Genomic DNA, 13,711 nt, shown 5'->3' with positions numbered 1-13,711 from the left:
ATATGCTTGAACTCAAAGACCTTCACGGTGGCTATGGAAAGATCACCATTTTGAACGGTGTGTCTTTCTCCATTCCGAAGGGCTCGATTACGACTGTGATCGGCCCGAATGGAGCGGGCAAGTCAACCGTATTCAAGGCGATCTTCGGTCTCTTGAACATCCACTCGGGACAAATCCTGCTGGATGGAAAAGACGTCACCCGCAATACGCCGCGTCAGATGATCGCCAACGGCGCGACCTATGTGCCGCAAGGGCGCAATGTGGTGCCGCAACTTTCCGTCTACCATAACCTTGAGCTTGGGGGCATCACCTCACCTGATCCGGCCAAGGTGCGCGCCCGCATCGAGCAGGTCATGGATCAGTTTCCAATGCTGCGGCAGTTCCGGGACCGTAAAGCGATTGAACTGTCAGGCGGCCAGCAGAAGCAATTGGAGGTCGCCCGTGCTCTTCTGCTTGATCCGAAGCTCATTTTGATCGACGAACCGTCCATCGGTCTGTCGCCCAATCTCGTTCAGGAGGTGTTTCAGACGCTCATTCGCTTGCGTGATCAGGGTGTAACCATTCTCATGGTCGAGCAGAACGCGAAAGCCGCTCTCGCCATGTCGGATTACGGCCTGGTTCTTGAGCTTGGCCAGACGCGCATGCATGATGAAGCCGCAAAGCTTCTTGCTGATCCGCGCGTGGGGCAACTGTTCCTTGGCGGACATGTCGAGCATGACGACGCAAAAGTTTGACGTCATCGACGCTCCCGCTAATCGTCTGGGGGAGTGTCCAATCTGGTGTGAGCAGACTGGCACCCTCTGGTGGGTCGATGTGCTCACACCAGCGCTCATGAGCTATGTCCCGAAAACGGGGCGTGTTCAACAGCACCAGGTTGAGGCGCGCCGCATTGGGTCTCTTGCCTTGCGGGAAAAAGGTGGTCTCGTCCTGGCGTGTGACAATGGGCTGTTCGCCTTTGATCCCCAGAGCGGAACGCAAACATTTCTTGTCGACCCTGAACCCGGTGTCACAGGGCATCGCAAGAACGATGGGCGTGCGGATTGGGCAGGCAATTTCTGGATAGGCACCTTGCGCGAAGCGGATTACGTGCCTGTGGGCGCGCTTTATCGGGTACAGCCGGATCATTGCATATTACGAGAAGTCGCCGATCTCGCCATCCCCAACGGTCTTGCATTCGACGAAGATCGAAAGCGTATGTATTTTGCAGATACCCGCGCCTATACGATCTGGGTACGCGATTACGATCCGGAGAAAAACCGGCTTGGGGAACCACAGATTTTCGCAACGACGACTGCGCCCGAACGACCGGATGGCAGTTGCGTTGACGAAGAAGGCTTTATGTGGAGCGTGATCTATGCCGGAGGCAAACTCATCCGTTTTGACCCGGACGGCGCGATAGACCGCGTGATCGAACTGCCAGTCAGCCATCCGACCTGTTGCTGCTTTGGTGGCGAAGCCCTCGATACACTGTTTGTCACCTCGGCGATTGAGCCCCTTGGCCCTCAAGAGCGAACGACAGAACCACTTGCTGGCAAGGTGCAGGCGTTCAAACCGGGCGTTCGGGGACGAGCCGAATTTAAAACCCGACTTTGAAACAACACGCTTTCAACCCACGATGCTGGCCCCAACGCGTTGAATGTGGGCGTACCAATACCCGGAAGTAGGAGAAAACGTCATGAAAACTTCGATAGCAACGGTTTCGATCAGTGGTGATCTGCCGCAAAAACTCGAAGCTATCGCCAAAGCTGGCTTTGACGGTGTCGAGATTTTCGAGAACGACTTTCTCACCTTCGATGAAAGCCCGCGTCTGGTTGGCCGCATGGCCCGTGACCTAGGGCTGGAGATCACGCTGTTTCAGCCTTTCCGCGATTTTGAAGGCATGCCGGAGCCATTGCGCAGTCGGACCTTCGACCGAGCTGAGCGGAAGTTCGATCTGATGCAGGAGCTTGGCACGGATCTCGTTCTTGTGTGCTCGAATATATCGCCGGTTGCTATGGGCGGCCTTGATCGGGCAGCCGATGACTTCCGCGAGCTTGGCGAGCGGGCAGCGCGCCGCAATTTGCGCGTGGGTTACGAAGCGCTCGCCTGGGGTCGCCACATTAACGATCATCGCGATGCCTGGGAGATCGTACGCCGCGCTGATCATCCCAATGTTGGTCTTATTCTCGACAGTTTTCATACGCTGGCGCGCAAGATCGACGTGAATTCGATCCGCTCCATTCCCAAGGAAAAACTCTTCATCGTTCAGATGGCCGACGCGCCACTGATCGATATGGATCTCCTTTATTGGAGCCGTCACTATCGCAATATGCCGGGTGAGGGTGACCTGCCGGTTCTGGATTTCATGCGCGCCGTGGCCGCGACCGGCTATGACGGCTATTTCTCGCTGGAGATTTTCAACGATCAGTTCCGCGGTGGGTTGCCCGCGTCCATCGCGGCTGATGGCCGTCGCTCGTTGATTTATCTTGGCGATCAGGTGCGTCGTGTGGAACCAGAAAACCGGCTGACTGTGACCGATATGCCTGCAAGAGCCAAAGTGGAGCGCGTCAGCTTCATCGAGTTTACGGCCCATGCCGATAGCGCCGATAGGCTTGCATCGGTGCTGGGCGCCTTGGGCTTTCAGCTCGCGGGCGAGCACAAAACCAAGGATGTGGCGCTCTATCGCCAAGGTGAGATCAATCTGGTCGTCAACACCGATATACGCGGCTTTGCAAGCTCGGCCTATGCAGTTCACGGCACAACGGCCTATGCCATGGGCCTTGTCGTCGATGATGCTGCAGCCGCGCAAGCAAGAGCAGTTGCATTGGGAGCGGAGCCATTCGAACAGCCGCTCGACCCCGGCGAGATCGGCATGCCAGCGATACGCGGTGTTGGCGGCGGCCTGATCTATTTCCTTGATGAAAAGACCGATCTTGGCCGCATCTTCGATATAGAATTCGAACCTGTCGCAGAGGCTGGCGGCTTCCATGGGGTGGGGTTGACCCATATCGACCATGTCGCCCAAACGATGAAGTTCGATGAGCTTTTGACCTGGCTTCTGTTCTACACGTCGCTTACGGAATCCCGGAAATCGCCTATGGTTGATATTGTCGATCCGGGCGGCGTCGTGCGCAGTCAGGTCGTGGAGAATGACAGTGGATCGCTGCGGATTACGCTTAATGGTGCTGAGAACCGCCGCACATTGGCTGGCCGTTTCATTGCAGAAACCTTCGGTTCCGGTATTCAGCATCTGGCATTTGCCACCGACGATATATTTGAGACGGCAGCAGCACTGAAAGCCAACGGCTTTCATACGCTGGAGATTTCGCCCAACTACTATGATGATCTCGAAGCGAGGCTCGGCCTCGATCCGGATTTCACGGATAAGCTCAAAGCCGCCAATGTGCTCTATGATCGCGATGAAACCGGCGAGTATTTCCAGCTCTATAGTCCAACCGACGATCAGGGTTTCTTCTTCGAAGTTGTGCAGAGGCGCAGCTATAAGGGCTATGGCGCTGTGAATGCCATCTTCCGCATTGCAGCGCTTCGGCGCTATCTGAGACCCGATGGCATGCCCAGGATGATGCTCTGAGGCAGTATCGCGATACGACCACGAGCTACTGCCTGAATATTTCAGTTGCGCGCCGCAAACATTTAAGTGTTTGCGGCGCGTTTCGTTATTATGGAAAACTATTTTAAGTCGGCTCGATCGGCTAATAGAAGCTTCCTTGATAAATTCTATATAAATTATAGGTTTTTCGCGAATGCGAGAGACCATGACCAAAAATACGATAGAAATATCAACGGATGTGCTTGTTGTCGGGGGAGGGCCAGCGGGTTGCTGGGCTGCCTGGAATGCGGCTGCCAAGGGGGCAAGCGTCGTTCTTGTCGAGAAGGGTTACGTCGGTACAAGTGGGGCTACCGCAGCCGGGAACACCACAACGATTTACACGCGCCGCGGCACTGCCGAACGGAGTGCGACGGTCTCACAGAGGGTGCGGCTGGGACTAGGTTTTGCCGAGCAGGAGCGCATCGAGCGCGTGCTTGATCGGACCTACGAAAACCTCGATTTGCTCGCCCAGTGGGGCTACGACTTCCCAACTTATGAAGATGGAACACCCTATCGCGGCATGCTGCGGGGGCCCGACTATCTGCGGTTTATGCGGCAGAAACTCATCAAGGCGCGTGTTCAGATAATCGACCATTGCCCGATAGAAGAACTGCTCGTGTCCGATGGGGTGATTGCGGGTGCCATTGCGCGATATCGGCGATCTGGTGAAACGCTGCATATCCGTTCCGGAGCCGTTGTAATTGCCACGGGTGGTTGTGCTTTTCGAAGCGGTGCGCTCGGTACCAACAACCTCACCGGCGACGGCTATCTTATGGCTGCAGAAGCAGGTGCAGTTCTTTCGGGCATGGAATTTTCTGCTCAGTTCGGCATTTCACCTGCCTATTCAAGCGTCACGAAAGGCGTGGTGTATTTCTGGGGTACGTTCAGTGACGAGCAGGGCAACGAGCTTTCCTCGACTGGAGATCGCCAAAGCGTCGTCGCGCGGGAACTCATCAAGGGCCCGGTCTATGCGGTGCTGGATAAAGCGCCGCCGCGTCTGCAAGAGGGCTTTCGCCGGGGACAGCCGAACATTTTCGTTCCCTTCGATCGTATGGGCATTGACCCATTCACGCAACGTTTTCCCATCACTCTTCGCCATGAAGGCACGGTTCGCGGCACAGGTGGCCTGAAGATAGACGGACGTACAACGACGACGATCCCCGGTCTGTTTGCCGCCGGTGATGCCGCCTCCCGTCAAGGCATGTCGGGAGCCTCAAGCGGCGGTGGCGGACCGAACTCCAGCTGGGCGATGGCGACAGGTTCCTGGGCTGGCGAGGATGCGGCGAAGTTTGTGCAATCGCTCGGTGCAAACTGGCGCGACCGGGCTGTGCGTTCCGCCAATGCGCAATTGAGCGACCGGGCCGATCAGGCAACTGGCGATGTCGATGCGGTTTTGGATGATGTAAAACAGCAGGTTCTTCCGCTGGATGGCGGGTTCTTCAGGAACCATGATCGACTAGTCGAGACGTCTGCCAGACTAGCCGCGCTTTGGCAGGACGAGGCGTGGCGATTGCAACGCTCAACCAAGGTGCGTGAAGTCGAAGCGCTTATCGCAACAGCCCGCTGGGCAACCCAGAGCGCGCTGTTGCGCAAGGAAAGCCGTGGCTTGCAGCGGCGCACAGATTTCCCCGAAACAAACCCCGCCATGGCGCAGCCAATCGACTCCGGTGGTGTCGAAAACATCTGGGCTTCGTTTCAAACCGAAAATCGAGTGAGTGCAGCATCATGATTGAGATCGTCAGTGAAGACCGCTGCATCAAATGCGATCTTTGTGTCGAGGCCTGCCCGGACAATGTGTTCGATGCCGTTCCCGATAGTGCGCCCATCATTGTCCGGCAGTCCGACTGCCAGACCTGCTTCTTGTGCGAGCTTTTTTGCCCGACAGACGCGCTCTACGTGTCGCCTCTTTCGGAAACGATTGAAGGCGCGTCAGAGAGCGAACTCATTGTACGAGGCGTGATGGGTAGTTTCCGTCGTGAAATGGGATGGAAAAACGCCAAGCCGCGCGGAACGGCTGGCGACTGGAGTTACCGGATCTTCGAGACTGGCAAAATCATACCCTGACTGGAGAAATGAATGAGACGTTTTCTATCAACCTTTCTGCTGGCTGTAGGCGTTTTGACCGCCCCGGCAACTCAATCGTTTGCGGAGGATGCGCCGGCGACTATTCGCTTCGGTGATGTGGGCTTCGGGTTCGGGACGCCGTTTGGCGTTGGCCTTCAGGCCATCGCGGATGCGAAGGGCTTTATCGCTGACGAGTTCAAGGGGACACCAACCAAGATCGAGTTCACCTACTTCACCGGAACAGGCCCAGCAATCAACGAAGCGCTGTCCAATGGTCAGCTTGACTTCGCATCCTATGGCGCGGTTCCAAATATCATCGGTAAGGCCAATGGTCTCGATACGGTCATTCTGGCTTCCTATGGTGGTACTACGATCTTTGGCGCGTCCCGTCCGGACCTCGACATCAAGTCCATCGCCGACCTGAAGGGCAAAAAAGTCGCCATCCAGAAGGCAACCATCATTCACTGGGCGCTGATTACGGCTTTGAAGAATGCTGGCCTCTCCGAAAAAGATATCACCATCGTCGATCTGAAAAATGCAGACCAGCTTGCAGCTATCGCTGCGAAAAGCGTCGATGCGGTATTCGGGGCCGATTTCCTGCTTCCGCTTGAGGATAAAGGTCTGGCCAAGATCTTTTACAAATCGTCCGCTGTGGGAGCGACCGGCGACGGCTTCGGTGCATTCCTCGTCACGGACAAGTTCCGTAAAGCCTACCCGGAAGCAACGCAGAAAGTCGTGACGGGTTTTGTCAAAGCGGCGCAATGGCTGTCGGATGATAAAAACCGCGAAGAAGCATTCAGTATCTGGTCGCGGGCGGGATCGCCAATCGAGGTTATCCGCAAATCCAATGAAGGCGGGGAACTGGGCAAGAAATACAATCCGCGTCTCGATGGGTTCTTTGCTGCCCGTTATCGCAGCGGTATCGACTTCGACAAGGAGCAGAAGCTCATCAGGCATGATATCGATCTCGATACCTGGGTCGATAGGAGCTACGTGGACAATGCCGTGAAAGCACTGAACTTGCAGTCGTTGTGGCCTGACCGCTCTGCGACGGGCGAACTCCTGAACTGATCGGAGAAGCCGATGGCGACGTTCGAAGCTGGAGCCTACTTTAGCGTCTCCCAAAGACTTAAAGGCGAGCGGCTGGCGAAGTTGCAGTCTCGCATCGCAAGCTCTGTTCTGGCCTTGACCGGCCCAGTCTGCTTGCTGGTTCTCTGGTGGATTGCGTCAGCCAACGGCTGGATCTCGCCGCAGGTACTTCCACGACCGGATTGGGTCTTCAGCACATTTGTGGATCTTCTGGCAGACGGCGACATATTCTCTGCCGCCGTCGTCAGTTTCCAACCCATTGCCGAGGGCTTTCTGATCGGAGCATCTCTCGGCTTCGCTTTCGGTCTCCTGATCGGGAAATCTAAGACTGCAGAAGCCTATCTTGGGCCAAGCTTCAGAGCGCTAGCCGCTGTACCCTCGCTGGGGTGGCTACCGATACTGATCCTGCTATTTGGCATCGAAGAAAGCGTGAAGATCATCATTCTTTCAAAAGCCTGTTTTGTGCCAATGGCGATCAGCACGGCTGAAGGAGCGAGGAACGTTCCCAAAGGGTTCAACGAGGTTGCAGACATTCTTGGCCTTCGCGCGCGGACCCGATTTTTCAAGCTGACAATCCCGGCTATGGCTCCTTATATCGCCAGTGGCGTGCGGCTTTCGCTCAGTCAGGCATTTGTTTCCTTGATCGTTGTCGAAATGCTCGCCGGTACTGATGGCCTTGGTTATATGATGGTATGGGGTCGCACGCTCTTCCAGCTTGATATCGTTATCGTCGGCATGATCGTTGTGGGAGCCGTCGGCTTCGTACTCGACCTACTCCTCAAGCGTGCAGAGGCGCTGATGCGGAAGGGTAGTCATGTCTAAGGCTGAACGGTTCTCTTTGCGGGTTCCTCGTGGCGCAATGGTGCCACTATCGGCGGTTGTCGTTTGGTGGGGTGGTGTATCAGCGGGTCTGATCACTGGCCCTATGGCGGTTCATCCCTTGCAGGTGTTGGAAGCGCCTTTCCTTGACCCTTCAGGGCGCGAGCTGTGGGCGGCGCTTTTGGCGAGTATCGGTCGCGTCATTATCGGTGGTAGCATCGGCGGCATTGCCGGGCTCGTACTTGGTTATGTGGTTGGAAGTTACCGCTGGGCCGGTTTGGCATTTGCACCGTCCATTCATGCCGTGCGTCAGGTTGCGCTCTTTGCCTGGATACCACTGCTGACGGCATGGTTTGGAAACGGTGAGGGCACCAAACTTGTGTTTACCGCTCTCTCGACATTTTTCCCGCTCTTTCTTGCAACAGAGCAGGGTGTGCGGCAGGTGCCGTCCTCGTTGATCGAAGTCGCTGACACATTGAATTTGCGACGCTGGACCCGCATTCGTCGCCTTTGCCTGCCGTCGGCGCTTCCGAACATCTATGTTGGTTTGCAGATTGCCGCGCTATCGGCCTGGATTGGAACTGTCGGTGCGGAATACGCCATTGGAAATGGTCGTGGATTGGGCAGCTACATTGCCAGCGCACGCGATCAATTCCGCATGGATATCGTGATCGTGGGCGTCTTCACCCTGGCAGCGGGCGGCGTCTTGCTTGCATCCATCATCCGCCGTGTCACATCGATTGTATCGCCCTGGAGCTCAGAGAATTGATGAACGCCCTTTCAATCGAACATGTCAGCAAGTCCTTTATTCTCGATGGCGCACCTCGACCCGTATTGAAGGATATCAATTTTCAGGTCGGGCACAACGAGATCATATCCATTGTCGGTGCGTCGGGCTGCGGAAAATCCACTTTGCTGCGGCTGATTATCGGACTGGATGGTGACTATCGCGGGTCGATTACGCGTGGCGACACTGACAAAACATCACCGACAAAGATCGGTATGGTCTTTCAGGATCATCGTTTGTATCCATGGCTGACTGTCGAGGGCAATGTCGAGTTGGCTTTCGACAAGTCTGATCTTTCGCCCGCATCCAAGCGCGAAAGAGTACAGCACTACCTCGTACTCGTTGGTCTCAGCGACTATGCGAAGGCCTATCCGAAGCAGCTTTCAGGCGGGATGGCGCAGCGCGCGGCGATAGCCAGAGCGCTGGCGCAGGAACCCGATATTCTGCTTATGGATGAACCTTTCGGTGCCTTGGATTCCATCCTGCGGATGCGTCTTCAAGATGAACTTTTGTCTATCTGGGAGAAGAACAAGGTCTCCATCATTATCGTCACGCATGATGTGGAAGAAGCGCTTTATCTCGCTGACCGGGTTTTGATCATGGAGCCTAATCCCGGTCGGGTGCGTGATGTGTTCGATGTCGGACTACCGCGTCCGCGCGACCGCAGCGCGTCCATATTGGCTGATCTGAAAAAGCGCTGCCTTGCCATGCTGGTTTGAGCTGATACGCATCCATAAGTCTTGATCTCTCAATCCGTTTGAATGCCGTTCGTCCTGTTTCGAATCTGAACAGAATCGCTTGACTCGCTCAAAACGATCATTAATGTTCACGATGGGAGCAGGACATGAGCGAAGCTAGAACACGTTTTCCGCAGGAACGTCACCGGCAGATGATGGACGTCATCGCCGACGCGAAGCGTATTGGCACGTCGGATCTGGCTGGCATTATGGGTGTTTCGCTCCCGACATTGCGTCGCGATCTCATCACGCTGGAACAGGCCGGGTTGATCCTGAGAATTCACGGCGGGGTCGTTGCCCGCGGTGCGGGTGAGGGGGTCGCCGAACCTATGTTTTTGGAAAAGCTGCGTATTAGCCAAAGCGCCAAGGCGCGGATTGGTGAGGCAGCGGCAGCACATGTTGCCAATAATTCCACCGTTATTCTCGATTCCGGCACCACCGCGTTGTCTGTCGCACGCGCCCTTGCGGGCAGGGCGATCACGCTTGTGACAATGGACTTGAAGATTGCTGAAGCCGCGGCGGTTGGCGCAACGGAAGTGCATATCATCGGCGGTCGCGTCAGAAATGACTATTATTCGCTGATCGGCGCCTGGGCTACCGAAACGCTGCGCCATATCCGCGCCGATTGTTTCTTTCTATCCGCTGACTGCGTCGATCTTGAAGGCGTCTCTACCTCTACCGTCGAAGAAGCGGAAGTAAAGCGCGCCGCAATCGCCATTGCGCAAAAGACGATACTTGTTGCCGATCAGCGTAAACTTGGATGCCGCAGCTTTGCGCCAGTTTGCGGGCTGCAGGATTTGAGCGGCTTTATAACTGATACCGGTTTCGAAGGCTCATTGCAGCCTTATCGCGACCAACTGCCTTTTCTGGAAACCGTTTAACGGGCACATCGGGGGAGGAACTGAAATGCTAATCGCCAAACACGTTTTCGCCCGCTAGGCGGGCCAAGGCAACCAGCGCAGGGGAGAGCGCCAATGGATGCAAGACAGGACACGACGGGCAATTATCTGAAGGGGCTGGCCGTTCTGGCTATTGCCATCTTTGGATTGTTGAGCCTGCTCGCGCCAGGCTTTTTCACTGCTGCAAATCTCAATTCCATGGGGTTTCAGTTTCCTGAGTTCGGGCTGCTTTCGTTGGCCGTTCTGCCGACGATGGTGTCAGGTGGCATAGACCTTTCCGTCGTGGCCACAGCTAATCTCGCCGCTATCGTCGCAGCGGTAATGATGAGGGCAGGGCCCGAACTCGCCATCCTTGCCATTCCGGTTGCGCTGCTGATCGGTGTTGCCTGCGGGTTACTCAACGGCTTTCTGATTGCCTATCTGCGCCTGCCGCCAATTCTGGCCACGCTTGGCACGATGCAGTTGTTCTCCGGAATTGGTATCGTGATAACCGGAGGTCCGGCAATTACCGGTCTTCCGCAGTGGTACACAGCCTTTGGCAATTGGTCGCTCGGCGGCGTGGTGCCGCTACCACTCGTCCTGTTCGTGGCCACAGCGCTTCTGTTGGGTTTTCTGCTCAAGCGAACACCGGTCGGCATTCACCTGCGGCTGTTTGGAGCCAATCCTGTCGCGTCCCATTTTGCAGGCACACGCGAAAAAGGTCTGTTGCTTCGCATCTACGCTATTGCTGGTCTCATAGCATCGATTGCCGGGCTTGTGGTTCTGGCGCGGGTGAATTCCGCCAATGCCGACTATGGTAGCTCCTATCTGCTTCTCGTCATTCTGATCAATATTCTGGCAGGCGTTTCGCCAGCAGGCGGCTTTGGCACCGTGACCGGTGTGACGCTAGCCGTCATCTGTCTCCAGCTCATATCAAGCGGACTGAACTTTTTGTCTTTCAGTGCGTTCTCACGCGATCTGTTCTTTGGTGGCCTGCTTGTGGTCGTCATGTCGGCGCGCGTTCTGGCAGGCCGACTTGGCCTTGCGCCCATTTTCCAAAGGAAGGCCCGAACGGCATGAAAAATCGACTACGTTCTACGCTCGAAGCATTGATGATAACGCCTGGTCTGTCGGGTCATGAGGATCGTGTGCGACGCCTCATCGCTCGCGATCTGGCTGATCTTCCGCTCGAATTTGTCACCGATCGTCTGGGCAATCTGATTGCAACAATGAAGGGGGATGAAAACGCGCCCTCCGTCATGCTGTTTGCGCATACGGATCAGCTGGGCTTTATCGCGCGCAAGATCGAGGATAATGGCCTGATCCGTATCGAGCGGTTGGGCGGTATTCCGGAAAAGGCGTTGCCTGCACAGGCGGTGCTATTTTGTGTCGGCGAAGGGCGCGACGTTCACGGCGTTATCGCCAATAAAAGCCATCATGCCACGCCTGCCGAAGAAAAATACAAGGTCACGCCCTATGCCGAACTTTTCATTGATGTCGGTGCGGAAAGCGCTGCGGATGTAAAGGCGCTCGGCATCGAGATCGGTACACCGGTTGTCTATGCACCGCGCGTCATCCATCTCAACGAAAATCGCGTTATCGGAACGTCGGTTGATGACCGGGCTGGTTGCGCCGTCGTTATGGAAGTTGCCCGTCAGCTCGCGAAAGGTGGTCCACGACCAACCGTTCATTTTGTTTTCGCGGTTCTGGAGGAGTTCAATCTGCGTGGCGCCATGGTCGCAGCGCAGGCGATCAAACCGGATATCGCCATCCAGCTCGATATCGGGCTCAATGCCGATACGCCAGATATGGCCCATCGCGGTGAAATTCAGTTGGGCGGCGGCCCGGCCATCAGCCTCTACTCCTTTCACGGGCGCGGCACGCTCAATGGTACTATCCCCCATCCGGCTCTGCCGAAACTCTTCACCGATGCAGCGGCCAGCGAAGCCATTCCGCTGCAACGCACGGCCCATACAGGCGCCTTGACGGATTCGTCTTACGTACAGCTCGTCAATGAGGGCGTTGCCTGTATCGATGTGTGTTTCCCGTGCCGCTATACCCATACGGCGCTTGAAATGTGCGATCTGCGCGATCTTGAAAGCCTGACCGCGCTTCTAGTCGCGGCCATTGGCAGGATCAACAAGGACTTCAGCCTCGACAGGGATCTTTACACCTGATGCGCTATTATCTGGGCATCGACATTGGCACATTTGAATCGAAGGGTGTTCTTTCCGATGAGGAAGGAAGGATCGTCGCTTCTGCCGCGCGTCCGCATCGCATGCTGGTTCCACAACCGGGTTGGGCGGAGCATGATGCCGAACAAAACTGGTGGGGTGAATTCTGTTCGATCAGTCGTGAGTTGATCGAACAAAGCTCTGTAGCGGCAAGCGATATTCGCGCAGTCGCGGCCAGCGGCATCGGCCCATGTATGCTGCCGGTTGATGAAAACGGCGCTCCGCTCATGAATGCCGTTCTTTATGGTGTCGACACGCGCGCAGCGGTGGAAATAGAGGAACTGACGGCTGAAATCGGGCTCGATCGTCTGATGCGGGAAGGCGGCAATGCGTTGACCTCGCAATCGGTCGGCCCGAAGATTCTTTGGCTGAAAAAGAACCACCCGGATATTTTCAACCGCACGCACAAGTTCCTCAACTCCTCCTCCTTCCTTGTTCACAGGCTGACGGGAAACTACACGATCGATCACTATTCGGCGGCTGGGTTCTCGCCGCTTTATGACGTTGCGCGGCAGGACTGGACTGACGATTTTGCCGAACGCATCGTTTCGCGTGAGCGACTGCCTGATCTCCTCTGGACGACCGACATCGCGGGAACGGTGACACCGCAAGCCGCAGCCGCGACTGGTCTCGCTGTTGGAACGCCTGTGATCGCTGGCACCATTGATGCCGCCGCTGAGGCTGTCAGTGTTGGCGTGCAGAAGTCCGGCGAGATGATGGTCATGTATGGCTCGACCATGTTCATCATTCTAGTCACGGATCAACGCATCGCCGACACGCGGCTGTGGTATGCACCTTGGCTTTTCCGTGGAGAACACGCTTGCATGTCCGGCACGTCGACCAGCGGAACGCTGACGCGGTGGTTTCAGGAGCAGTTCGCTCGAGAGTTGCCCGCCGCCAGCGCCTTGCAAGCACTGGCGGAAGAAGCCGCATCGTCACCGCCCGGCGCAAAAGGGCTCTTTGTACTCCCCTATTTTTCCGGAGAGAGAACACCGGTTCATGATCCGTCAGCACGAGGCATGATTTTTGGCCTTGATCTGACCCATAAGCGCGCTGACATTTATCGCGCGCTTCTTGAAGGCGTCGCTTATGGCGTCAACGACATTTTCAATACCTATCACGAAGCAAATGCGCCGCTTGACCGAATTGCCGCGGTGGGCGGCGGCACCAGAAATGCAGTCTGGTCACAGGCTATTTCTGATGTCAGCGAAAAGCTTCAGCTCGTGAGAAGCAAGACCATCGGCGCTGCCTACGGAAATTGTTTTCTGGGCGCGCTTGCGGTTGGCGATGTCGCAAAGGCCGATATTGAGCAATGGAACCCGGTTGAAAGGCGCATTGAACCTGATGCGGGAACAAAGCACGTCTACCAGCAGGGTTTCGATACATTCAAGAAGCTCTACGAGCGGACTGCCGATCTGATGCGGATCGCGTCGGTTTGAAGAGAGGCCGGACGCTGTCATGCGCCCGGACAGGAATTGGTGAAAGCCGCAGAAGCTTCGCCAGACTATAGCCTG

Annotated in this window: 13 protein-coding genes; all 13 read left to right on the top strand. The window is 56.1% G+C overall.

What is annotated here, in order from left to right; all coding sequences use genetic code 11:
* Positions 1–2: 2 nt before the first annotated feature.
* The 13 genes from FHW03_RS15590 to FHW03_RS15530 all read left to right on the top strand — a co-directional run bounded on the left by FHW03_RS15590 (position 3) and on the right by FHW03_RS15530 (position 13,636).
* The gene (locus FHW03_RS15590; RefSeq protein WP_182521461.1) at positions 3–734 is read left to right on the top strand and encodes an ABC transporter ATP-binding protein; all 732 of its coding nucleotides are present in this window, start codon (positions 3–5) and stop codon (positions 732–734) included.
* A complete protein-coding gene (locus tag FHW03_RS15585; RefSeq protein WP_182521460.1) occupies positions 715–1,593 on the top strand; it encodes an SMP-30/gluconolactonase/LRE family protein in 879 nt (292 codons plus the stop codon). Before FHW03_RS15590 ends, FHW03_RS15585 begins: the two co-directional genes overlap by 20 nt.
* A gap of 82 nt (positions 1,594–1,675) precedes the next feature.
* On the top strand, positions 1,676–3,571 hold the full coding sequence (locus tag FHW03_RS15580) for a sugar phosphate isomerase/epimerase and 4-hydroxyphenylpyruvate domain-containing protein (protein ID WP_182521459.1): 1,896 nt from the start codon (positions 1,676–1,678) through the stop codon (positions 3,569–3,571).
* Between the two features lie 184 nt (positions 3,572–3,755).
* A complete protein-coding gene (locus FHW03_RS15575; protein WP_182521458.1) occupies positions 3,756–5,318 on the top strand; it encodes an FAD-dependent oxidoreductase in 1,563 nt (520 codons plus the stop codon).
* Complete coding sequence (locus FHW03_RS15570; protein ID WP_182521457.1) at positions 5,315–5,653, top strand: ferredoxin family protein; 339 nt, start codon at positions 5,315–5,317, stop codon at positions 5,651–5,653. The genes FHW03_RS15575 and FHW03_RS15570 overlap by 4 nt, the downstream gene beginning before the upstream one ends.
* Before the next feature lie 12 nt (positions 5,654–5,665).
* A complete protein-coding gene (locus FHW03_RS15565; protein WP_182521456.1) occupies positions 5,666–6,724 on the top strand; it encodes an ABC transporter substrate-binding protein in 1,059 nt (352 codons plus the stop codon).
* A 12-nt stretch (positions 6,725–6,736) separates the two neighbouring features.
* Entirely contained in the window at positions 6,737–7,564 is an 828-nt protein-coding gene (locus tag FHW03_RS15560; RefSeq protein ID WP_182521455.1) for an ABC transporter permease, read from the top strand.
* Positions 7,557–8,330, top strand: a complete 774-nt coding sequence (locus FHW03_RS15555; RefSeq protein ID WP_377514967.1) for an ABC transporter permease — start codon at positions 7,557–7,559, stop codon at positions 8,328–8,330. Before FHW03_RS15560 ends, FHW03_RS15555 begins: the two co-directional genes overlap by 8 nt.
* Positions 8,330–9,067, top strand: coding sequence for an ABC transporter ATP-binding protein (locus FHW03_RS15550; protein WP_182521454.1), 738 nt, complete (start codon positions 8,330–8,332; stop codon positions 9,065–9,067). The genes FHW03_RS15555 and FHW03_RS15550 overlap by 1 nt, the downstream gene beginning before the upstream one ends.
* A gap of 125 nt (positions 9,068–9,192) precedes the next feature.
* Positions 9,193–9,966 carry a DeoR/GlpR family DNA-binding transcription regulator gene (locus tag FHW03_RS15545; RefSeq protein WP_182521453.1) on the top strand — a complete coding sequence of 258 codons (774 nt, stop codon included), beginning with the start codon at positions 9,193–9,195 and terminating at the stop codon, positions 9,964–9,966.
* Positions 9,967–10,059: 93 nt separating this feature from the next.
* On the top strand, positions 10,060–11,043 hold the full coding sequence (locus FHW03_RS15540; RefSeq protein ID WP_182521452.1) for an ABC transporter permease: 984 nt from the start codon (positions 10,060–10,062) through the stop codon (positions 11,041–11,043).
* Positions 11,040–12,140: a M42 family metallopeptidase gene (locus FHW03_RS15535; protein ID WP_182521451.1), complete on the top strand. Its 1,101-nt coding sequence runs from the start codon at positions 11,040–11,042 to the stop codon at positions 12,138–12,140. The genes FHW03_RS15540 and FHW03_RS15535 overlap by 4 nt, the downstream gene beginning before the upstream one ends.
* Positions 12,140–13,636: an FGGY-family carbohydrate kinase gene (locus tag FHW03_RS15530; RefSeq protein WP_182521450.1), complete on the top strand. Its 1,497-nt coding sequence runs from the start codon at positions 12,140–12,142 to the stop codon at positions 13,634–13,636. Before FHW03_RS15535 ends, FHW03_RS15530 begins: the two co-directional genes overlap by 1 nt.
* Positions 13,637–13,711: the final 75 nt, after the last annotated feature.

Origin of the sequence: Ochrobactrum sp. RH2CCR150, assembly GCA_014138095.1 — a bacterium.
GTDB lineage: Bacteria > Pseudomonadota > Alphaproteobacteria > Rhizobiales > Rhizobiaceae > Brucella > Brucella gambitense.
The sequence above is the reverse complement of the archived record's forward strand: the minus strand, read 5'-3'. Positions and strand labels throughout refer to the sequence as shown.